The sequence below is a fragment of the Thermus arciformis genome, from assembly GCF_900102145.1.
GTDB lineage: Bacteria > Deinococcota > Deinococci > Deinococcales > Thermaceae > Thermus > Thermus arciformis.
In genome coordinates, this window is sequence record NZ_FNBC01000009.1 from 39,954 (window position 1) to 60,582 (window position 20,629).

The following is a 20,629-nucleotide window of genomic DNA, read 5'->3' on the forward strand; positions in this document are numbered from 1 at the left end:
AGGCCGCCGGCGTCCTTGCCCCCTTAGGGGAAGCCGTGGCTAGGGACGTCCTAGTGGCCGAGGTCTGGGCCTGGGCCCGCCGGATGGGGGTGGAGGACCGCATCCGGGAGATCCACGTCCGCCCCATGAGGCGCAAGTGGGCGAGCTGCTCTTCCCGGGGGCGCCTCACCTTTAGCGCCGCTCTTTTGCGCCAGCCCGCGGCCTTCCGCCGGGAGGTGATCGTGCACGAGCTTCTGCACCTCAAGGTCCCAAACCACGGCCGCCTCTTCCGGGCGCTGCTTCGGGCGTACCTGGCCCTCGAGGGCTAGGCCTCCTCTTCCAGAAGGGGCAGCCGCACCCTGAAGACCGTGCGCCCGGGGCGGCTTTCCACCTGGATCTCCCCGCCGTGGGCCTTGGCGATGGCCTGGGCGATGGCCAGCCCAAGCCCCGTGCCCCCCCCGGGCCCCCGGGCGAAGCGCTGGAAGAGGTGGGGGAGGAGGTCTTGGGGGATGCCGGGCCCCGAGTCCTCCACCTCCAGGAGGGCGTGGTTTCCCTCCCGCCGGAGGTTCACCCGCACCCCCTCCTTCCCTGCGGCCCGCACCCCGTTGGCGATGAGGTTCCTCAGCATCTGCAAGAGGCGGTCGGGGTCCCCAAGCGCCTCCAAGGCCTCCCCCTGGAAGGCCACCCCGTACTCCCGGGCGGCCTCTTTTCCCAGGGCCTCTAGGTCCACGATATGGGGGCTGAAGCGGAAGCCCGCCTCCCCCTGGGCCAGGGCCAGGAGGTCCTCCACCAGGCGGCGCATCCTCTCCGCGGTCCTCTGGGCGGCGGCGAGGGCCTCGAGGTCTTGGGGGTTCCGCCGCAGGCGGTCCAGGTGGCCGAGGAGCACCGTGAGGGGGGTCCTGAGCTCGTGGCTCACCTCCGCCAGGAAGGCCCTCTCCCGCTCCTTGGCCTCCTTGAGGGCCTGGAGGAGGGCGTTCACCGCCTCCACCATGCGCCCGAACTCGTCCTGGGGGAGGGTGAGGGGGATGGGGTCCAGGCGCTCGGGGCTCCGGGCGGCGACGGCCTTGGCCGCCTCCTCCAGGGGCCGCGCCGCCAGGCGGGCGGTGAGGTAGACGAGCCCCGTCCCCAAGGGGAAGAGGAGGAAGAAGGCCTCCAGGAGGGCCCGCCTCAGGGCGGCCAGGGCCAGGTCAATGGGGGCGGTGTCCTGGGTGAGGGCGAGGAGGCCCAGGGGGGTGCGCACCAGGGCGGCGGCGAAGCCTTTTTGCCAGAGCACCTTGGGGGTCTCCTTGGCCTCCCGCAAGGCCGCCTCCGGTAGGCGGTGGTCGGCCCGGGTGAGGACCAAAGCCTCCCCGTCTTCGGCATAGAGGTGGAGGTAGACCCCTCCCGTGGGGAGGAGGGTGCCCGCCTGGCCCTTGCGGTAGGCCTCCGCCGCCTTCTTAGCGTCCTCGAGGAGGGTGGCCTCGAGGTGGCCCCGCAAGGCCCCCGCCACCCCCCGGCCTGCCAGGTACAGGGCCCCCACCAGGAAGAGGAGCCAGAGGAGGGCGAAGGAGAGGAAAAGCCTCAGGCGGAAGGAGAGGGGAGGCATGGGCCCTAGGCCTCTTCCTCCCGCTTGCCGGGGCGCACCGCGTACCCCAGGCCCCGCACCGTGCGCAGGTAGCCGTAGGCCCCCGCCTCCCGCAGCTTGGCCCGGAGGTTGGCCACGTGCACGTCCAGCACGTTGGACTCCCGGCCCAGGGGCCTGCCCCAGATCCTCTCCTCAATCTCCTCCCGGGGGAAGACCCGGCCCGGGCGGCTCATGAGGAGCTGGAGGAGCTCAAACTCCTTGGGGGAAAGCCGCACCTCCTGCTCGGCGAAGAAGACCTGGCGCCGCTTAGGGTAAAGCTCCAGCTTCCCCACGCTGAGGACCTCGCTCCCCTCCTTATGCCTAAGCTGCACCTGGATGCGGGCCAAAAGCTCCGCGGGGTGGAAGGGCTTCACCAGGTAGTCGTCCGCCCCCTCGGAGAGGAGGGAGACCTTGCGGTCCACGGCGTCTTGGGCCGTGAGGACCAGGATGGGGGTGTCGTCGGTGGCGCGGATCCTCCGGGCCACCTCGGCCCCGTCCAGGTCCGGAAGGCCCAGGTCCAGGACCACGAGGTCGGGCTTCTTCTCCCGGTGCTTCACCAGGCCCTCCATGCCGCTTCCCGCCCAGTCCACCTGGAAGCCCGCCTCCTTCAGCTCCAGCTCCACCAGCCGGGCCACCTCGGGGTCGTCCTCTATGAGCAGGATGCGCTTCATGGCCAAAGCCTTTCCGGAGGGTTGAGCCCGTAGACCTCCTTGAGGAGCCTGAGGAGGCTCAGCCGCTCCTTCTCCCAAGGCAGGAGCACGTCCCCCCGCTCGGCCACCCCGGGGAAGGCCCGGGGCTTCTCCCCGGGCAGGGCCACGAGGAGCTGGACCTCCTGCCCCGCCTTGGGCGCCACCGGGGGGGAAAGGGCGAGGAGCCGTTTCCCCTCCACCCGCCAGGCCCCGTAGAGGGTCTTGAGGTCGGGGGAGAGGAGCCTGAGCTCCGTGCCCGGGGGCAGGCTTGGCCCCAGGAGGGGGGGCAGGGCGGCCAGGGCCAGGGCGAGGAGGAGGGCGAGGGAAAGAAAGCGCCGCATCTTTCCCTCATTTTAGGAGGGCCTTTCGGCCTTTCGTGGGAGGGAGGTTAAGGCGCCTTGGCCTTTTTCCGGGAGGAGGAAGCCCGCGGAGACCACGTACTTCAAGGCCTCCTCCACGCTGATGTCCAGGGGGATGACCTCCTCCGAGGGCACCAGGACCACCATGCCGCTTGCGGGCACGGGGCTCGTGGGCACGAGGACGGCGGTGTACCCCTCGGGCAGGGGGGGAAGGCGGTTTCCCACGGGCTGGACCACGAAGCAGAGGGTGTAAAGCCCACGCCTGGGGTACTCAATCACCGCCGCCCGGCTGAACTTCACCTCCTGGTGGCCGAAGAGGGTGTGGGCGATCTGCTGCACCGCCTTGTAGATGTCCCGCACGATGGGGAAGAGGAGCAAGGAGCGCTCCAGGGAGGCGAGGAGCCTCCTGCCCAGGTAGTTCTCGGCCAGGGTGCCCACCAGGTAGATGAGGGCCACCGCCAGGAGGAGGCCCACGAAGGGGAGGAAGGGCGCGAGGGCCTGGGGGACCTCCAGGTTCAGGAGGCGGAGAAAGGCTTGGATGTAGCTTCCGGAGTAGGTGTAGACCCAGCCCAGGAAGTAGAGGGTGACCAGAAGGGGCAGGAGGGTGATGAGGCCGGTGAGGAGGCGTGGCCGGAGCCGCATGGCCTTCAGTTTACGGGAAGACCCCCTTGCCCCACCCCGTGCGGGGGCCCGGCACGGGGTGGCCTCGAGGGGTGCGTTTAGCGGCCCTCCCCCCGGGCCTGGGCCAGCTCCTTGAGGCCTTTAAGGTCCTTGAGGAGGATCTTGCCGTAGCCCGAGCGGATGTACCCCTCCCGGGCGAGCTCCCCGATGACCTTGGTGACGGTTTCCCGCACGCTCCCCACGGCGGCGGCCAGCTCGTCGTGGGTGGCGTGGAGGACGATCCCGCCCTCCTCCTCCTGGGCCAGGGGGGTTTCCGCGAGCTCCAGGAGGGCCGCGGCCATGCGGTTCTTGAGCCTTTGGGTGGCCAGGCGCTCAATGCGGCGGTAGGACCCCGCCAGAGCCTGGGCCAGGTGCTGGGCCAGCTCCTTGAAGACCTCTGGGGAGGGCTCCTGGGGCAAAGCCTCCAGGACCACCTCCGTCACCGCCTCGGCGAAGTAGCCCCGCTCCAGGCCGAAGAGGGCCTCCTCCCCGAAGAAGCCCCCGGGGCGGACGAGGCGCAGGGTGAGGGCGTTGCCTTCTTCGTCCACCGCCTCGAGGCGCACCAGGCCCTTTAGGACCCGGTAGGCCCGTTCCCTGGGCCCCGGCACCCCGGGGTAGAGGATCACCTCGCCGGGCTTGAAGGTCACCGTTTCGCGAGCCTGGGTCATGGCATGCCCTCCTTGCCCCCAGGCTAGCACGCCCCGGGGGATTTTGTAAACCTTAAGGTTGCAAAAATCTGGCCCCGGCTACCCTTTCCCCTTCCCGGAAGAGGCCAGGGGGCGCTTCTTCGCCACGGGGAGGAGGCGGTGGGTGGCGATCTCCGCCCTCTCCCCCCGCCCTTCCGCCTCGGCGAGCCTAAGCCGCGCCCAGAAAAGGGCCATCTCCCACACGGCGCGAAGCCTTTCCTCCAGGGGCACCTCCCGCCACTCCGCCCGGTCGTCGGGGGGGGCGTCCAGGGGGAACCTGCGGGCCACGGGCCGGATCTCCCTCATTCCAGCTCCTCCAAGTCCCTGAGGTCCACGGGCCGCCCGAAGGCCCGCTTGAGGGCCTTAAAGTCCTCGGGGTGGACCACGTAGACTTGGACCCCTTCCACCTCGTGCTTCAGGGCCCGGGCGAAGGCCTCGTCAAAGGGGGGCGTCTCCAGGATCACCAGGTCAACGCGGTTGGGGGCGTAGCCCAGCTGGACCACGCCGGGGCTTGCCAGGTCCTCCACGGTGAGGCCCAGGTCATCCCCTCCGAAGAAGCGGCGGATGGCGGCGAGGACCCCGGGGGCTTCCTCCGCGTCCACCCAGAGGTCCAGGTCCTTGGTGAAGCGGGGCCGCCCAAAGAAGGCCAGGGCGTACCCGCCGATGACCAGGAACCGGGCCCCCTCTTGGTGCAGGGCCCGGAGGAAGTCCAGCATGTCCGGGGTCATCCCGTGTTCTCCCGGAGCCAGTCCAGGTAGGGGCCGTGCCCCTCGGCGATGGGCAGGGCGATGATCTCGGGCACGGTGTAGGGGTGGAGGGCGAGCACGCGCTCCTTGAGCCTGGGGAAGGCGTGGGTGGTGGTCTTGACGAGGAGGAGAAGCTCCCGGTCCTCCACCACCTCCCCCTGCCAGCGGTAGATGGAGGTGAGGCCGGGGACGATGTTCACGCAGGCGGCGAGGCGCTCCTCCACCAGGGCCTTGGCGATGCTCCTCGCCACCTCCTCGCTCGGCACCGTGATGAGCACCACCTCTTCCATCACTTCTCCTCCTCCACCACGAAGGCGCTCGCCACCTCGTCCTCCTCGGGGAGGTTCATCACCTTGACCCCGGCGGTGGCCCGGGAGTACTGCCGGATCTCGGCCACGGGGGTGCGGATGGCGAGGCCCCTCTTGGAGAGCACCAGGAGGTCCTCCGTGCCCCGCACCTTGAGGAGGGCGGCGAGGCGGCCCACCTTGGGGGAGGCGGCGTAGGTGATGACCCCCATCCCGCCCCGGCCCTGCAAGGGGTACTCGGCGAGGGGGGTGCGCTTGCCGTAGCCCCGGGTGCTCACGGAGAGGAGGTCCACCATCTCCCCGGGCTTCACCGTCACCAGGGAGACCACCCGGTCCTGGGGCTTCTTGAAGCGGATGCCGGTCACCCCCTGGCTGTCCCGGCCCGTGGCCCGCACCTCCTCCAGGGGGAAGCGAATGGCCTGGCCCTCGTGGGTGGCCAGGATGGCCTCGTCCTCGAGGTCGGAGAGGGCGACCCCCACCAGGCGGTCCCCCTCCTGGAGCCTTATGGCGATGAGGCCCGCCTGGCCCAGGTTTTGGTACTCCTTGAGGGCGGTGCGCTTAATGAGCCCCCGCTCCGTGGCGAAGACCAGGTACCCTTCCTGGTCCAGGCCCCGCACGGAGAGGAGGGCCGCCACCTCCTCGTCCTCGCTTAGGGGAAGGAGGCTTTTCACGTGGACGCCCCGGGCCTGGCGGCCCATCTCGGGGAGCTCGTAGACCTTGAGGCGGTAGACCCGGCCCCGGTTGGTGAAGAGGAGGAGGTCGTCGTGGGCGTCGGCCACGAAGACCTGGGTGGCCTCGTCCTCCTCCTTGGTCCTGCCCGCCAGAAGCCCCTTCCCCCCCCGGCCCTGGGCCCGGTAGCTCTCCAGGGGGAGGCGCTTCAGGAACCCTTGGGCGGTGAGGGTGATGACCATGGGCTCGTCCTCAATGAGGTCCTCGGGGTTGAAGGTCTCCTCAAACTCGGTGATGAGGGTGCGCCGTTCGTCCCCGTACTTCTCCTTGACTCGGAGGAGGTCGGCCTTGACCTCGGCGAGGAGGCGGGACTCGTCCTCGAGGATCGCCTTCAGGCGGGCGATCTCCTCCATGAGCTCCCGGTACTCCTCCAAAAGCTTCTCCCGCTCCAGGGCCACCAGGCGCTGGAGGCGCATGTCCAGGATGGCCTGGGCCTGGGCCTCGCTTAGGCCAAAGCGCTCCTGGAGGCCGGCCCGGGCCTGGGCCGCGTCCTCGGAGGCCCGGATCAAGGCGATGACTTCGTCAATGTGGTCCAGGGCGATGAGGAGCCCTTCCAGGATGTGGGCCCTTTCCTCCGCTTTCCTTAGCTCAAAGAGGCTCTTGCGCCTTAGGACCTCCTTGCGGTGGTCCAGGTAGTGGCGCATGAGCTCCAGGAGGGAGAGGACCTTGGGCTCCCCGTTCACGATGGCCAGGAGGTTCACCGTGAAGGAGGTCTGGAGGGCGGTGTGCTTGTAGAGCTGGTTCAGGACCACCTGGGGGTTGGCCCCCCGTTTGAGCTCAATGGCGATCCTCAGGCCCTGGCGGTCGGACTCGTCCCGGAGGGCCACGATGTCCTCCAGCTTCTTGGCCTTGACCAGGGCGGCGATCTGGGCGATGAGGCTCGCCTTGTTCACCTGGTAGGGGATCTCCGTGACCACCAGCATGGGGCGCTGGCCCTTCTCCTCCACCCGCACCTTGGCCCGCACCTTGAGGCTTCCCCGCCCCGTGGCGTAGGCCTCCTTGATGCCCCTTTGGGAAAGCCTCCCCCCGGTGGGGAAGTCGGGGCCGGGGAGGTGGCGCATGACCTCTTCCAGGGTGATCCCCGGGTTCTCAATCATGGCCACCAGGGCGTCCACCACCTCCTTGAGGTTGTGGGGTGGGAGGCTCGTGGCCATGCCCACGGCGATGCCGCTCGCCCCGTTCACCAGGAGGTTGGGAATGGCCGAGGGCAGGACCTCGGGCTCCTTGAGGGAGCCGTCGTAGTTGGGGCGGAAGTCCACCGTCTCCTTGTCTATGTCCAAAAGCATCTCCGCCCCGATGGGGGAGAGCCTCGCCTCGGTGTAGCGCTGGGCCGCCGGGGGGTCGCCGTCTATGGAGCCGAAGTTCCCCTGGCCGTCCATGAGGGGGTAGCGCAGGTTCCAGGGCTGGGCCATGCGCACCAGGGCCTCGTAGATGGCGGCGTCCCCGTGGGGGTGGTACTTGCCCATGACCTCGCCCACGATCTTGGCGCTCTTCACGTGCTTGCGGTTCGGGAGCACCCCCTCCTGGTAGGCCCCGAAGAGGATCCGCCGCTGGACCGGCTTGAGCCCGTCCCGCACGTCGGGCAGGGCCCGGTCCACGATGACGGACATGGCGTAGTTGATGAAGCTCTGCTTGAGTTCCTCGGTGATCTCTACAGGCAGTACCTGGGCCATAGCGCTCCTAGAAGGCGTTTAGACGCCACTTCCCATTATAGCACGCGGGCTTTCTTCGGGGCTAAACCTTAGAAAATCCCCGATCTTTCTAAAGCCTCCCGGGCGGCCTCGAGGTAGGCCTCCTCAGGCCCATTCCCTCCAGCCCTTGGGGTGGGTGTGCCAGGCGGTGGGGGCCTTAGGGGCGAAGCGTACGAGGAGGAGGCTTTCCCCCTCCTTTGCGGAAAGGAGGGTTTCCAGTAGGACCTCCCCCGGGAACCACTCAGGGCTTCCTCTTTCCGTGGGGCGTTTGCGGTGGAGTTCCACGCCTAACCCCCCACCTCGAGGACCTCCGCCAGGTAGACCAGGGCCAGCTTGTAGGAGAGGGGCCCGAAACCGGAGACCACGCCCCGGCAGGCCGAGGCGGTGACGGAGTGCTGGCGGAAGGGCTCCCGGGCGTGGAGGTTCGTGAGGTGGACCTCCACCACGGGGAGGGGCTGGGCGCGGATGGCGTCCAGGAGGGCGTAGGAGTAGTGGGTGAGGGCCCCGGGGTTCAGGACGATGGCCAAAAACCCCTCCTGGTGGGCCTGCTGCACCCACTCAATGAGCTGGCCCTCGTAGTTCGTCTGGCGGAAGGCCACGCCAAGGCCGAGCTCCGCCCCCCAGGCCTCGCAGAGGGCCTCGAGCTCCTCCAGGGTGGTGCGGCCGTAGACCTCGGGCTCCCGCCTGCCCAGGAGGTTCAGGTTGGGTCCGTTCAGGATGAGGACCATAGGGGCTCCTTTCCCCCTAGGATAAGCCCATGGGACGCCTTTGGGGGTTGGTGCTCTTCCTGGCCCTCGCCTGGGCCCAGGTCCACGTGGTGGCCCCGGGGGAGACCCTCTTCGCCATCGCCAAGCGCTATGGCACCACGGTGGAGGTCCTCGCCCGGACCAACGGGCTTAAGGACCCGAACCGCATCCGGGTGGGGCAGAGGCTTTGGGTCCGCCCCTTCCTGGAGTTCCCCCTGCCCCGGGGGAAGGCCCTCGTGGCCCCTCCCGTCCAGGGAAAGGCCTTCGGCCTCAGGGTGGAGGGCTACCGGGAAGGGTACGCCGAGTTCCTGGGGGTAAGGGCGCCCCTCTTTTCCCAGGGGGGTGTCCTTTGGGGCCTCCTCCCGGTGCCCGCCCTGGCGGAGCCCAAGGCCTCCCCCTTGCGCCTTCTCCTGGAGGGGGAGGAGGTCCCCCTCTCCCTTCCCGTCGCCCCCGGGGGGTACGGCCAGGAGGCCCTGGCCCTTTCCCCGGGCCTCAAGGCCCTCCTCCAGGACCCCGCCCTGAAGGCCGAGCGGGAGAAGGTGGTGGCGGCCTGCCCCCGGGAGGGCCCCATGCCCCTCGGCCTCGCCTTCCGGCCCCCCCTCTCGGGGCGGACCACCAGCCCCTTCGGCGTGCGGAGGCGCTATGGGGGCCTCTTCACCTCCTACCACGAGGGCCTGGACTACGCCGTCTCCCCCGGTACCCCGGTGAGGGCGGTGGCGGACGGGGTGGTGGTCCTCTCGGAGAGGCTCAAGGTGCGGGGCGAGGCGGTGGTGGTGGCCCACGGGGCGGGGCTTTGCACGGGGTACTGGCACCTGGAGGCGCGGAAGGTGCGCCCAGGGGATAGGGTGCGGGCCGGGCAGGTGCTGGGGCTTTCGGGGAGCACGGGGCTTTCCACGGGGCCCCACCTGCACCTGGAGGTGCGCCTCTTCGGGGTGCCCGTGGACCCGGGTCCCTTCTTCGTTGGCCTACCCCTCCCCTAGGCGGAGGAGGGAGAGGACCTCCACGTGGTGGGTGAAGGGGAAGAAGTCGTAGGGCCGGGCGAAGGCGAGGCGGTAGCCCTCCCGGGCGAGCTCCCCCACGTCCCGGGCCCAGGTGGAGGGGTCGCAGGCCACGTAGAGGACCTCCCGGGGGCGGGTCTCCTTGAGGTAGGCCCGCACCTCGGGGGAAAGCCCCGCCCGGGGCGGGTCCACCACCACGAGGTCAAAGGCCCCAAGCCCCGCCGCCTCCCGGACGTCCCCCCGGTGGAAGCGGAGGTTTTCCACCCCAAGCCGCTTCCGGTCCATCTCCCCGCGGCGCACCGCCTCCTTGCTGATCTCCACCGCCACCACCTCCTGGTAGCGGGGGGAGAGGAGGAGGGAGAGGAGGCCGGAGCCCGCGTAGAGCTCCAGGGCCCTCTTCCCCCCGAGGACCAGCCCCCTTGCCTCCTTCAGGAGAAGCCCCATGGCCGGGGGGTTCACCTGGGCGAAGCTCTCCACGCTCACCGTGGCGGTGAGGGGTCCGAAGGCCTCGAGGAGGGTGCGCTCCCCGGCGAGGGGCGTGACCCGGCCCCGGAAGCGCCCCTTGGGGGAGGGCTCGGCCCAGACCACCCCGGCGAAGCCCTCCCGCACAAGGGCCTTGGCGGGCCGCTTGAGGGCTTCCGGGCTTCCCCCGATGAGCCCCAGGAGGACCTTGCCCTCTAGGAGGCTTCCCCTAAGGGCCACCTCCTCCGTGGGGAGGGGCCAAAGCCTGAGCACCCCCAGGGCCCAGGCCAGGGGCTCGGCCACCAGGGGGTCTTCCTCCAGGGGGTAGAGCTCGTGGCTTTCCGGCAGGCGGTAGGCGAGCCCTCCCAGGGGGTGGCGGGCATACTGGGCGGCGGTGCGGTAGGCGAGGGCCTTAGGGGAAGGCCGGATGGGGGCCAAGGGGGCCTCCAGCCTGGCGATCCGCTCCAAGGCGTCCTTCACCAGGGCCTCCTTGAGGGGGAGCTGGGCCTCGTAGACGAGGGGGAGGTCGGCCGAGGGGGGGAGGGGCTTGGGGTAGCGTTCGGGGTGGGGCTCGAGGATCTCCGGGGCCTCCAGGAAGAGGGCGCCCTTTTTCCGCTTGGGCTCCCCCCGCACCACCTCCCCAGGAAGGGCCCCCTTCACCAGAACCACCCCTTCCGGGGTGCGGGCCAGGCCGTACCCCCCGGGCACCAGTTTCTCCACGCGGAAGGTGAGCACGCCTCTACCCTAGCCCCTTTGGCGCTATGATGGAAGGGTGATCCGGGTTCTTCTGGCCGACGACCACGCCCTCTTCCGTCAGGGGCTCAAAAGCCTGCTGGAGGCCGAGGGGGACTTCCGGGTGGTGGGGGAGGCCAAGGACGGCTGGGAGGCCATGCGCCACGCCCTCGAGGTCAAGCCCGACGTGATCCTCATGGACATCCAGATGCCGGGCCTGGACGGGGTGCAGGCCACCCAGGCCATCCTCAAGGAATGGCCCCAGGCCAGGGTCATCATCCTCACCATGTACCGCCAGGACGCCTACGTCTTTGAGGCGGTGAAGGCGGGGGCCCGGGGCTACCTCCTCAAGGACACCGACGCCCGGGAGCTCATTGAGGCCATCCGCCGGGTGCACGCGGGGGAGGTGCTTTTGGACGCCGAGCTCGCCGGGCACATCATCCAGGACTTCCGGGCCAAGAAGGAGGGGCAGGCCCCTTTGCACGCCGAGCTCTCCGAGCGCGAGGTGCAGATCCTGAAGCTGGTGGCCCAGGGCTACACCAACCTGGAGATCGCCGCCGAGCTCGGCCTCTCGGAGAAGACGGTGCGCAACCGCCTCTCCGAGATCTTCCAGAAGCTCCACCTGAACAACCGCACCCAGGCCGCCCTCTACGCCATCCGCGAGGGTCTGGCCCAGCCCGAGCCGGAAGAGTAGTGGACCCGGTGCGCCACCTCCTGGAGCTCGCCCCCTTGGGAGGCGAGGAGGCCAGGGGGGCCTACGTGGCAAGCCACCTGCCCCAGGCCCGCCGGGACGGCCTGGGGAACGTCTGGGCCGGGGAAGGGGAGGTGCTCCTCCTCGCCCACCTGGACACCGTCCTCCCCCCGGCCCCTCCCCGGCGGGCGGGGGAGAGGCTTTACGCCCCCGGGATCGGGGACAACACCGCCGGGGTGGCGGTCCTCCTCTCCCTCCCCGAGCTTCCCGGGGTGGTGCGGGGCTTCACCGTGGGGGAGGAGGGCCTTGGGAACCTCAAGGGGGCCCGGGCCCTGGTGGCGGCCCTCCGCCCTAAGCTGGTGGTGGCCGTGGACGGCTACCTCCCGGGGGTGGTGGACCGGGCCCTGGGCTCGGTGCGCTTCCGGGTCCGCTTCCTGGGCCCCGGGGGGCACGCCTGGGGGGACCGGGGAAGGCCCAACCCCGTCTTCGCCCTGGCGGAGGCGCTTCACCGCCTCCACGGGCTCTTTGGGGGGGAGAAGGGCCTAAGCCTGAACGCCAGCGCCCTCCAGGGGGGGCAGGCGGTGAACGCCCTGCCCAAGGAGGCCTCGGCCCTCCTGGAGATCCGGGCCGAGGCCAAGGAGGAGCTCGCCCGGCGCTTCGCCCAGGCCAAGGCGGTGCTCCAGGAGGTGGCCCGGGGGCACCGGGTGGAGTGGGGCCTCGAGGTCCTGGGGGAAAGGCCCGCCGGGGCCACGGCCACGGAGGACCTGAGGCGGGCGGCGAGGGAGGCCTTGCGGACCATCGGGGAAACCCCCCTCTTCCAGGCGGGCTCCACCGACGCCAGCGCCGCCGTGGAGCGGGGCATCCCCGCCCTGGCCCTGGGGGTCTACCGGGGAGGCGGGGCCCACACCGAGGAGGAGTGGGTCCTCCCCCAAAGCCTCCACGAGGGGCGGCGGGTGCTCCTTTCCTTTCTCCGGGCCCTGGGCGTAGGATAGACCCTATGCGCGTGGGCGTCCTTCAGGGCTTCCTTTCCCGCCGGTACCTGGCCTTCTGGGAGGCTTACCTCGGCGCCTTGGGGGTGGAGGTGGTGCGGGCCCCCGCGGACCCCGATCCCCGCCTGCCCTACTGCCTGCCCGTGCAGGGGCTTCTGGCCCAGGTGGAGGCCTTGAAGGAACGGGGGGTGGACTACCTCCTCCTCCCCGACCTCCAAGGGGGGGTGGAGTCGGAGCGGGGTGGGGGGCAGTGCCCCTGGCTTCTGGACCTCGAGGCCGCCCTCCTCCGCTACTTCCCCGGGCTTCCCCCGGTGCTCAAGGTGCCCGCGGAGCTTTCCGAAAAGGCCTTGGGCCGGGCGGGGGAGATCGGCCAGATCCTCACCCAAAACCCCATGCTGGTGGGCCGGGCCCTGGACCGGACCAAGAGCCTCCTCAAGCCCCCTCCGCCCCTCAAGACCCCCCCGGGGAACGTGGGGGTGGTGGCCCAGCCCTACCTCCTGGAGGACGAGGGCTTCCGCCAAGGGGTGGCGGAGGCCTTGGCCCGGGTGGACCTCTTCCCCTACTTCCCCGACCAGCCCCCCGAGCGCCTCCGGGAGGAAGGGGCGAGGCTTCTTCCCGTGGACCTCCCCACGGACCGGGAGCTTTTGGGCATGGTGCACTACCTCCACCGCCTGGGCCGGGTGAAGGCCCTTCTCCTGGTGGTCTCCTACGCCTGCCCCCCCATCCCGGGCCTCCTCCGGAAGGCGGCCCGGAGGCTCACCAAGCCCCACCGCCTCCTCACCCTGGGGGAGGACTGGGAAGGGGAGCTAAAGGCCCTCAAGCGGGAGATGGAAGGCTAAGGCCTTCTGTGGCCTCCTTCCTTGAGCCCGAAGCCCTCTGGGGTAGACTTAAGGGCATGACCGAGCGGTCAGCCCTCCTCTTCCGCCTCCTCCCCTACCTCTACCCCTACCGAGGCCGCTACCTCCTGGGGGTCTTGGCGGGCCTGGCCTCCATCTTCTTCTTCGTCCTGGGGCCCTACTTCCTCCGCCTGAGCGTGGACGCCGTGGGCCACGGGGGGCCTTACGGGCGGTACGCCCTCTACCTTCTCCTCGCCGCCGCCATCTCGGCCCTCCTCTCCTACGCCATGCGCCGCCTGGCGGTGGTGGCGAGCCGCCAGGTGGAGTACGACCTAAGGCGGGACCTCTTCCACCACCTCCTCCGCCTGGACCGGAGCTTCTACCAGAAGACCCGGGTGGGGGACCTCATGAACCGCCTGAACACCGACCTCTCCGCGGTGCGGGAGATGGTGGGCCCGGGGATCATGATGGGAAGCCGCCTCTCCTTTCTCGTCCTCCTGGCCTTCGGCTCCATGTACGCCGTGGACCCCCGCCTGGCCTTCTACCTCACCCTGATCCTGCCGGTGATCGCCCTCTTCATGTTCTACCTCCTCCGGCTGGTGGACCGCCGCTACCGCGAGGCCCAGGAGGCCTTTGACCGCATCAGCACCCTGGCCCAGGAGGCCTTCAGCGGCATCCGGGTGGTGAAGGGGTACGCCCTGGAGGGCCGGATGCTCTCCCGCTTCCAGGAGCTCAACCGGGTTTACGTGGAAAAGAGCCTGGCCCTCGCCCGGGTGGAAGGCCCCATGGAGGCCCTCCTGGGCTTCCTCATGGGCTTCGCCTTCCTCACCGTCTTGTGGGTGGGGGGGAGGATGGTGGTCCGCGGCGAGATGACCCTAGGGGAGCTGGTGCAGTTCAACGCCTACCTGGCCCAGCTCACCTGGCCCATCCTGGGCCTGGGCTGGGTCATGGCCATGTACCAGCGGGGGCTCACCAGCCTGAAGCGCCTCCTGGAGCTTCTGGACCAGGAGCCCAAGGTCCGGGACGAGGACCCTCTGCCCATCGGCCCCGAGGCCCTCTCCGGGGAGGTGCGCCTGGAGGGGGTGGGGCTTTGGGCCGATGGGCGCTGGCTCCTCAAGAACCTCACCCTCACCGTCCCCGAGGGGATGACCCTGGGCATCACCGGGCGCACGGGGTCGGGCAAGAGCCTCCTCGCCGCCCTGGTGCCCCGCCTCCTGGACCCCACGGAGGGGCGGGTGTGGGTGGGGGGGTACGAGGCCCGCCGCCTGCCCCTAAAGGCCCTGCGCCAGGCGGTGGGGGTGGCGCCTCAGGAGCCCTTCCTCTTCAGCGAAACCCTTTTGGAAAACATCGCCTTCGGCCTGGACCGCCTAGACCGCGAGCGGGTGGAGTGGGCGGCGCGGCTTGCCGGGATCCATGAGGAGATCCTCTCCTTCCCCAAGGGCTACGAGACGGTCTTAGGGGAGCGGGGCATCACCCTCTCCGGGGGGCAGCGGCAGCGGGTGGCCCTGGCCCGGGCCCTGGCCAAAAGGCCCAAGATCCTCATCCTGGACGACGCCCTAAGCGCCGTGGACACCGAGACGGAGGCCAGGATCCTTCAGGGCCTGAAGACCGTCTTGGGGCGGCAGACCACCTTCCTCATCTCCCACCGCACCGCCACCCTGCGCCACGCCGACTGGATCATCGTCCTGGACGGGGGGAGGATCGTGGAGGAGGGCACCCACGAGAGCCTCCTCGAGGCCGGCGGGCTCTACGCCGAGCTGGACCGCATCCAGCGCATGGAGCGGGAGGTGGAGGGATGACCCAGGAGGACGCCTACACCAAGGCCTTTGACTGGGTGCTCTTCGCCCGCATCCTCCAGTACGTCAAGCCGTACCGCCTGCAGGTGGGCCTCGCCCTCCTCTTCCTCCTCCTCACCACCCTCACCGCCGCGGCCACCCCCCTTTTCTTCAAGTGGGCCGTGGACGGGGCCTTCGTGCCCAAGGAGGCCAAGCCCCTGGCGGAGAGGTTCCAGCTCCTCCTTTGGGTGAGCCTGGGCTTTTTGCTGGTGCGGGGGGTGAACTTCGCCGCCACCTACGGCCAGACCTACCTCATCCAGTGGGTGGGCCAGCGGGTGCTCTTTGACCTGAGGAGCGCCCTCTTCGCCAAGTTCATGCGCCTCCACCCGGGCTTCTACGACAAAAACCCCGTGGGCCGCCTCATGACCCGCATCACCTCCGACGTGGACGCCATCAACCAGTTCATCACCGGGGGGCTCGTGGGGGTCATCGCCGACTTCTTCACCCTCTTCGGTCTCCTCGCCTTCATGCTCGCCCTAAGCCCCAAGCTCACCCTGGTGGTCCTCCTGGTGGTGCCCGTGCTCCTTTGGGTCACCGCCTGGGTGCGCCAGGGGATGCGCACCGCCTACCGGGAGATGCGCCTAAGGCTTGCCCGCCTTAACGCCGCGCTTCAGGAGAACCTCTCCGGGGTGGAAACCATCCAGCTTTTTGTCAAGGAGAAGGAGCGGGAGGAGAAGTTTGACCGCCTGGGCCAAGACCTCCTCCAGGCCTGGGTGGAGATCGTGCGCTGGTTCGCCCTCTTCTTCCCCCTGGTGGGCTTCCTGGGCGACCTGGCGGTGGCGGGGCTCCTCTTCTATGGCGGGGGGGAGGTGGTGCGGGGGGTGGCCTCCTTGGGGCTTCTCGTGGCCTTCGTGGACTACACCCGCCAGCTCTTCCAGCCCCTGCAGGACCTCTCGGACAAGTTCAACCTCTTCCAGGGGGCCATGGCCAGCGCCGAGCGCATCTTCGGCGTTTTGGACACGGAGGAAGAGCTCAAGGACCCCGAGGACCCCAAGCCCATCCACCGCTTCCGGGGAGAGGTGGAGTTTAGGGACGTCTGGCTGGCCTACACCCCCAAGGGCGTGGCGCCCTCGGAGGGGGACTGGGTGCTTAGGGGGGTGTCCTTCCACATCCGCCCGGGGGAGAAGGTGGCCCTGGTGGGGGCCACGGGGGCGGGGAAGACCAGCGTGGTGAGCCTCATCGCCCGCTTCTACGACCCCCAAAGGGGCCAGGTCCTCATAGACGGGGAGGACGTGCGGGCCTACCGCCAGGAGGAGCTTCGCCGCCACATCGGCATCGTCCTCCAGGACCCCTTCCTCTTCTCCGGCACGGTCTTGGACAACCTCCGCCTCTTTGACCCCTCCATCCCCGAGGAGAAGGTGGTGGAGGTGGCCCGCTTCTTGGGGGTGCACGAGGCCATCCTGCGCCTGCCCCAGGGGTACCACACCCCCTTGGGGGAGAGGGGGGCGGGGCTTTCCACGGGGGAGAAGCAGCTTTTGGCCCTGGTGCGGGCCCTCCTCATGAGCCCCGACATCCTCCTCATCCTGGACGAGGCCACGGCCAACGTGGACTCGGAGACGGAGGCCCGCCTGCAGGAGGCCCTCTACAAGGCCATGGAGGGGCGGACCTCCATCCTCATCGCCCACCGCCTCTCCACCATCCGCAGGGTGGACCGCATCCTGGTCTTCCGTAAAGGGCGCCTGGTGGAGGAAGGCACCCACGAGGCCCTCTTGGAGAAGGGCGGGTACTACGCCACCCTCTACCGCCTGCAGTACGCGGACTAGGCCATGACCTACCGGGAAGCCTTGGAATGGCTTTACAAAAGGAGGCGACAGGGGCCCAGGGGGACGGAGCGGGTGAGGGCGCTTCTCGCCCGCCTCGGCCACCCCGAGGGGGCCTTCCCGGCGGTGCACGTCCTCGGCACCAACGGCAAGGGGAGCGTGGTGGCCTACCTCGAGGCCGCCTTCCGGGCCCTGGGCCTCGCCCACGGGGCCTACACCAGCCCCCACCTGGTGGACTTCCGGGAGAGGGTCCGCACCCACTTGGGCCTCGTTCCCGAGGAGCGGGTGGTGGCCTTCGTGGAGTGGGCCAGGGGGGAGGCCTGGCCCGAGCCCCCGGGCTTCTTTGACCTGGCCACCGCCCTCGCCTTCCTCCACTTCCGGGAGGTGGGGGTGGCCTTGGCGGCGGTGGAGGCGGGGGTGGGGGGGGAGAAGGACGCCACCAACGCCCTTTCCCGGGTGGCCCTCACGGTGCTCACCAACGTGGGGGAAGACCACCTCGAGGCCCTGGGGGGCACCCTCGAGGCCGTGGCCCGGGAGAAGGCGGGGGCCTTCCGCCCTGGGGTCCCCGTGGTCACGGGGGCGAGGGGGGTGGGCCTCGAGGTGGCCCGGAAGGTGGCGGAGGCGAGGGGGTGCCCCTTCTACGCCCTGGACCCCGAAGACCCCCTCTTCGCCCTCCCCGCCCCGCCTGGCCTTAAAGGGGCCTTCCAGGAGGAAAACGCCCGCCTGGCGGCGGCCGCCTTGAGGCTTTTGGGCTTTCCGGAAGAGGCCATCGCCAGGGGGCTACGGGAGGCCAAGAACCCCGGGCGGCTTGAGCGCTTTTTGGTGGAGGGGGTGGAGGTCTATCTGGACGGGGCCCACAACCCCCAGGCGGCGGAGGCCCTGGCCCGGGAGTTTGCCGGCTACCACCTTCTCTTCGGCGCCTTTCCCCGGAAGGACGTGGGGGGCATCCTCGCCCACCTCCTTCCCAAGGCGAAAAGCGTCCGCTACGCCCGGGCCGGGGAGGGGGCCTTGGGGCGGGAGCTGGGGGAGCCCTTCTTTGAGGACCCCCAGGAGGCCCTGGCGGATGCCCTGGCGCGGGCGAGGGAAGACGGCCTTCCCGTCCTGGCCACGGGCTCCTTGTACCTGGTGGGGGCCTTGCGGCCTTCCCTCGCCCCCTAGGGCTACTCCCGGTCCTCCGCCAGGACGCGCCCCGAGGGGTCGGCGAAGACCACCCGGCGCACCCGGTTGAGCTCGAGGATCACGTAGGGGCTGGTGAGGGCCTGGGTGACGATGGCCCCGGGCCTGGGGGAGGTGAGGGAGAGGACTACCCGGGCGCTGTCCCCGGCGTAGGTGACCCCGGCCACCTCCACCCCGTACCCTCCCGTGGGCTTCAGCCCCCAGAAGAAGGCGGCCACGCTCCGGGTGCGGAAGTCCACGCTGGGGGCGGGGGGTCGGGGGAGGCGGTTCCCCACGGCCAGGGCCCAGACCTCGGCGAAGCGGGCGGGGGTGTTGGCCAGGTAGGCCCGGGGCTCGGTTTCGGCGTAGGCGGCGTTGGTCCCCTTGTCCAAGACCCGGTAGAGGGGCGCAGGGGGGCTCACCAGCTCCACTCTAAGCCCGTACTGCACGAGGAGGGCCCCCACCCGGTAAACGTCGGGGGCGGGGTCCAGGGAAAGGGGCCTGAGCACTGGCTCGGCCAGCTCAAAGAGCACCACCTGCCGCCCTCCCCGCCGGGCCAGGACCTCCCGCAGGAGCACCTGGGTCTCCGCGCCGGTGAAGGCGTAGAGGTCCGGGGTCTGGTAGCTTGCGGGCTGGACCAGGGTGCGCCTTTCCCCCTCCTTGAGGCCTCCCGTGAGCCTGACCCAACCCGCCCCGTCGTAGAGCCAGGTGGCGCGAAGGTCGGTCTGGGTGCGCACCTCCAGGAGGCTTCCCGAAACCCCCCGCACCGCCTCGGCCAAGGGCCTCAGGGCGGGGCCCACCTCCCGGAGGAGGGGGCTGTCCTCCACCCAGAGGGTCCCGGGCACGGCCCAGAGGCTTTCCCCTTTGGAGGGTGTGAGCCTTAGGGTCTTCTCCCCCAGGCGCACCTCCCGGGGCTCGCCGTAGAAGTAGGTCCAGCGCTCCGTGGCCTCGGGGAAGAGGAGCTGGGCCTCGGCCACGCGGTAGCGGGAGCCCTCCAGCACCTCGCAGGCGGCGAGGAGGAGGAGCAGGGGAAGGAGCAGGCCTTTCCTCATGGTTCCATGATACTTCCCCTCCTCGGCCGCCCCTTTGAGCTTTCCTTTAGCGGCTCCTGGGGTCCAGGGCGTCCCGGAGGCCGTCTCCCAGGAGGTTGAAGGCCAGCACCGTGAGCATGATGAAAAGCCCCGGGAAGACCATGGTCCAGGGGGCGTTCATGGCGTAGCCGCCCTTGAAGCTGTCGGCGATCATGGCCCCCCACTCCGGGGCGGGGGGCTGGGCCCCGAGGCCGAGGAAGCCCAAGGCGGCGGCCTCGAGGGTGGCCGTGCCGATGGAGAGGGTGGCCTGGACCACGAGGGGCGGCAGGGTGCCCGGGAGGATGTGCTTGAGGAGGATGCGCCCGTTTCCCGCCCCCAGGGCGAAGGCCGCCTGCACGAAGTCCTGCTCCCTTAGGGAGAGGACCATGGACCGGGCCAGGCGGATGTAGACGGGCACCTGCACGATGCCGATGGCCAGCATGGCGTTTTGCAGGCTGGGGCCGGACACGGCCACGATGGCGATGGCGAGGAGGGTTCCCGGGAAGGCCAAAAGCAGGTCGGCGAGCCAGCCGATGAAAAGCTCCACCCTTCCCCGGTAGAACCCGGCCAAAAGGCCGAGGAGGGTGCCCAGGAAGAGGCCGAGGCTCACCGAGATCACCCCCACCTGCAAGGAGATGCGGCTTCCGTGGAGCACCCGGGTGAAGATGTCCCGGCCCAGGTGGTCGGTGCCGAAGGGGTGCTCCAGGGAGGGAGGCTTGAGCCGGTTCAGGTAGTCCCGGTCCGTGGCCGGGTCGTAGGGCTTGAGGAGGGGGATGAAGAGGGCGAGGAGGACGAGAAGGAGGGTGAGGGCGAGCCCCACCTTGCCGGAAGGGGACTTCAGGAAGCGCCGAAGGGCTTGACGCGTCGGGGTTTCCATGGCTTCACCGGTACTGGATGCGGGGGTCTAGGAGGGCGTAGGAGAGGTCCACCAGGAGGTTGACGAGGACGAAGGCCATGGCCACCACCAGCACCCCCGCCTGCACCACGGGGTAGTCGCGGTTGAGGATGCCCTCGTAGATGTAAGAGCCGATGCCGGGCCAGGAGAAGATGGTCTCCGTGAGGATGGCCCCGCCCAAAAGGGTCCCAAACTGCAGGCCGATGATGGTCACCACGGGGAGGAGGGCGTTCTTCAGGGCGTGCTTCAGGATGACCTGGCGCTCGGAGAGGCCCTTGGCCCGGGCGGTGCGCACGTAATCTTGGAAGAGGACCTCCAGCATGGCGCTCCGGGTGATGCGGGTGAGGATGGCCAAAGGGATGGTGCCCAGGGTGAGGGCGGGGAGGACGAGGTGCCTTAGGGCGTCCCAGAGGACCGGGAGGTTGAGGGTGAGGAGGCCGTCTAAGACCAAAAAGCCGGTGAGGGGCCGGAAGTCCAGGGCCAGGTCCGTGGAGAGCCTTCCCCCCGTGGGGAGCCAGTGGAGGTTCACAGCGAAGAGGTAAACCAGGAGGAGGCCCAGCCAGAACACGGGCATGGAGACCCCCACCAGGGAGAGGCTCATGGAGAGGGTGTCCAGGAGGCTGTTCTTGCGCACCGCCGCCAGGATGCCCACGGGGATCCCCAGGACCACGGCCACCAGGGTGGCGCTCACCGCCAGCTCAAAGGTGGCGGGCCAGCGCCTTTTTAGCTCCTCGGCCACGGGGATGGTGGAGACGGCGCTTTGGCCCAGGTCCCCCGTGAGGACGCCCTTCAGGAAGGTGAGGTACTGGACGTAAAGGGGGCGGTTGAGCCCGAGCTTTTCCCGAAGGGCCGCAAGCTGCTCCGGCGTGCCCCGCTCCCCCAGGATGGCCTGGGCGGGGTCCCCGGGGATGAGCTGGAGGAAGGCGAAGACCAAGAGGGTGATGCCCAGGAGCACGGGGAAAAGCCCCAGGAGCCTTCGCAAAACGTAGCTTCCCATTTTTTCGCCTCAAAAA

23 protein-coding genes are annotated in these 20,629 nt (G+C 69.8%); 8 read left to right on the forward strand and 15 right to left on the reverse strand.

Annotation, left to right across the window (positions count from 1 at the left end; genetic code table 11):
* Positions 1–35 precede the first annotated feature (35 nt).
* Complete coding sequence (locus BLP62_RS04870) at positions 36–308, forward strand: M48 metallopeptidase family protein (protein ID WP_241374142.1); 273 nt, start codon at positions 36–38, stop codon at positions 306–308.
* On the opposite strand, the gene BLP62_RS04875 is transcribed toward BLP62_RS04870, so the two are convergent.
* The 11 genes from BLP62_RS04875 to aroQ all read right to left on the reverse strand — a co-directional run bounded on the left by BLP62_RS04875 (position 305) and on the right by aroQ (position 8,175).
* Positions 305–1,564, reverse strand: a complete 1,260-nt coding sequence (locus BLP62_RS04875) for a HAMP domain-containing sensor histidine kinase (protein ID WP_093006433.1) — start codon at positions 1,562–1,564, stop codon at positions 305–307. The two genes, BLP62_RS04870 and BLP62_RS04875, sit on opposite strands and share 4 nt — an antisense overlap.
* 5 nt (positions 1,565–1,569) lie before the next feature.
* Positions 1,570–2,253 carry a response regulator transcription factor gene (locus tag BLP62_RS04880; RefSeq protein ID WP_093006435.1) on the reverse strand — a complete coding sequence of 228 codons (684 nt, stop codon included), beginning with the start codon at positions 2,251–2,253 and terminating at the stop codon, positions 1,570–1,572.
* Complete coding sequence (locus BLP62_RS04885; RefSeq protein ID WP_093006437.1) at positions 2,250–2,612, reverse strand: hypothetical protein; 363 nt, start codon at positions 2,610–2,612, stop codon at positions 2,250–2,252. Before BLP62_RS04885 ends, BLP62_RS04880 begins: the two co-directional genes overlap by 4 nt.
* 12 nt (positions 2,613–2,624) lie before the next feature.
* Positions 2,625–3,272 (reverse strand): DUF502 domain-containing protein, encoded by a 648-nt coding sequence (locus BLP62_RS04890; RefSeq protein ID WP_093006439.1) that lies wholly within the window; start codon positions 3,270–3,272, stop codon positions 2,625–2,627.
* A gap of 77 nt (positions 3,273–3,349) precedes the next feature.
* Positions 3,350–3,958: a helix-turn-helix domain-containing protein gene (locus BLP62_RS04895; protein WP_093006441.1), complete on the reverse strand. Its 609-nt coding sequence runs from the start codon at positions 3,956–3,958 to the stop codon at positions 3,350–3,352.
* Positions 3,959–4,036: 78 nt separating this feature from the next.
* Positions 4,037–4,282 carry a hypothetical protein gene (locus tag BLP62_RS04900; RefSeq protein WP_093006443.1) on the reverse strand — a complete coding sequence of 82 codons (246 nt, stop codon included), beginning with the start codon at positions 4,280–4,282 and terminating at the stop codon, positions 4,037–4,039.
* Positions 4,279–4,704, reverse strand: a complete 426-nt coding sequence (locus BLP62_RS04905; RefSeq protein ID WP_093006445.1) for a nucleotidyl transferase AbiEii/AbiGii toxin family protein — start codon at positions 4,702–4,704, stop codon at positions 4,279–4,281. The genes BLP62_RS04900 and BLP62_RS04905 overlap by 4 nt, the downstream gene beginning before the upstream one ends.
* The gene (cutA, locus tag BLP62_RS04910; RefSeq protein WP_093006447.1) at positions 4,701–5,012 is read right to left on the reverse strand and encodes a divalent-cation tolerance protein CutA; all 312 of its coding nucleotides are present in this window, start codon (positions 5,010–5,012) and stop codon (positions 4,701–4,703) included. Before cutA ends, BLP62_RS04905 begins: the two co-directional genes overlap by 4 nt.
* Positions 5,012–7,429, reverse strand: a complete 2,418-nt coding sequence (gyrA, locus tag BLP62_RS04915; RefSeq protein ID WP_093006449.1) for a DNA gyrase subunit A — start codon at positions 7,427–7,429, stop codon at positions 5,012–5,014. Before gyrA ends, cutA begins: the two co-directional genes overlap by 1 nt.
* Before the next feature lie 123 nt (positions 7,430–7,552).
* The gene (locus tag BLP62_RS04920; protein ID WP_093006451.1) at positions 7,553–7,732 is read right to left on the reverse strand and encodes a cupin domain-containing protein; all 180 of its coding nucleotides are present in this window, start codon (positions 7,730–7,732) and stop codon (positions 7,553–7,555) included.
* Between the two features lie 2 nt (positions 7,733–7,734).
* On the reverse strand, positions 7,735–8,175 hold the full coding sequence (gene aroQ / locus BLP62_RS04925; RefSeq protein WP_093006453.1) for a type II 3-dehydroquinate dehydratase: 441 nt from the start codon (positions 8,173–8,175) through the stop codon (positions 7,735–7,737).
* Positions 8,176–8,204: 29 nt separating this feature from the next.
* On the opposite strand from aroQ, the gene BLP62_RS14340 reads away from it, so the two are divergent.
* Positions 8,205–9,173 (forward strand): LysM peptidoglycan-binding domain-containing M23 family metallopeptidase, encoded by a 969-nt coding sequence (locus BLP62_RS14340; RefSeq protein ID WP_093006455.1) that lies wholly within the window; start codon positions 8,205–8,207, stop codon positions 9,171–9,173.
* Here the strand turns inward: BLP62_RS14340 and BLP62_RS04935 are convergent.
* A complete protein-coding gene (locus tag BLP62_RS04935) occupies positions 9,159–10,388 on the reverse strand; it encodes a class I SAM-dependent RNA methyltransferase (protein WP_093006457.1) in 1,230 nt (409 codons plus the stop codon). The genes BLP62_RS14340 and BLP62_RS04935 overlap by 15 nt on opposite strands.
* 37 nt (positions 10,389–10,425) lie before the next feature.
* Here BLP62_RS04935 and BLP62_RS04940 point away from each other — a divergent pair, with 37 nt between their 5' ends.
* The 6 genes from BLP62_RS04940 to BLP62_RS04965 are packed head-to-tail and all read left to right on the forward strand — an operon-like array spanning position 10,426 to position 17,654.
* Positions 10,426–11,079, forward strand: a complete 654-nt coding sequence (locus BLP62_RS04940; RefSeq protein ID WP_093006459.1) for a response regulator — start codon at positions 10,426–10,428, stop codon at positions 11,077–11,079.
* Positions 11,079–12,068 carry a M20/M25/M40 family metallo-hydrolase gene (locus BLP62_RS04945; protein ID WP_093006461.1) on the forward strand — a complete coding sequence of 330 codons (990 nt, stop codon included), beginning with the start codon at positions 11,079–11,081 and terminating at the stop codon, positions 12,066–12,068. Before BLP62_RS04940 ends, BLP62_RS04945 begins: the two co-directional genes overlap by 1 nt.
* A 5-nt stretch (positions 12,069–12,073) precedes the next feature.
* Positions 12,074–12,904 (forward strand): hypothetical protein, encoded by an 831-nt coding sequence (locus tag BLP62_RS04950; RefSeq protein ID WP_093006463.1) that lies wholly within the window; start codon positions 12,074–12,076, stop codon positions 12,902–12,904.
* A 56-nt stretch (positions 12,905–12,960) separates the two neighbouring features.
* Positions 12,961–14,700, forward strand: a complete 1,740-nt coding sequence (locus BLP62_RS04955; protein ID WP_093006465.1) for an ABC transporter ATP-binding protein — start codon at positions 12,961–12,963, stop codon at positions 14,698–14,700.
* Positions 14,697–16,499 (forward strand): ABC transporter ATP-binding protein, encoded by a 1,803-nt coding sequence (locus tag BLP62_RS04960; RefSeq protein WP_093006467.1) that lies wholly within the window; start codon positions 14,697–14,699, stop codon positions 16,497–16,499. The genes BLP62_RS04955 and BLP62_RS04960 overlap by 4 nt, the downstream gene beginning before the upstream one ends.
* 3 nt (positions 16,500–16,502) lie before the next feature.
* Entirely contained in the window at positions 16,503–17,654 is a 1,152-nt protein-coding gene (locus BLP62_RS04965) for a bifunctional folylpolyglutamate synthase/dihydrofolate synthase (RefSeq protein ID WP_093006469.1), read from the forward strand.
* A 2-nt stretch (positions 17,655–17,656) separates the two neighbouring features.
* Here the strand turns inward: BLP62_RS04965 and BLP62_RS04970 are convergent, their stop codons facing one another.
* The 3 genes from BLP62_RS04970 to BLP62_RS04980 are packed head-to-tail and all read right to left on the reverse strand — an operon-like array spanning position 17,657 to position 20,613.
* On the reverse strand, positions 17,657–18,703 hold the full coding sequence (locus tag BLP62_RS04970) for a protease complex subunit PrcB family protein (RefSeq protein ID WP_093006471.1): 1,047 nt from the start codon (positions 18,701–18,703) through the stop codon (positions 17,657–17,659).
* Between the two features lie 46 nt (positions 18,704–18,749).
* Complete coding sequence (locus BLP62_RS04975; protein WP_093006473.1) at positions 18,750–19,598, reverse strand: ABC transporter permease; 849 nt, start codon at positions 19,596–19,598, stop codon at positions 18,750–18,752.
* A 4-nt stretch (positions 19,599–19,602) separates the two neighbouring features.
* The gene (locus BLP62_RS04980; RefSeq protein ID WP_093006475.1) at positions 19,603–20,613 is read right to left on the reverse strand and encodes an ABC transporter permease; all 1,011 of its coding nucleotides are present in this window, start codon (positions 20,611–20,613) and stop codon (positions 19,603–19,605) included.
* Positions 20,614–20,629 lie beyond the last annotated feature (16 nt).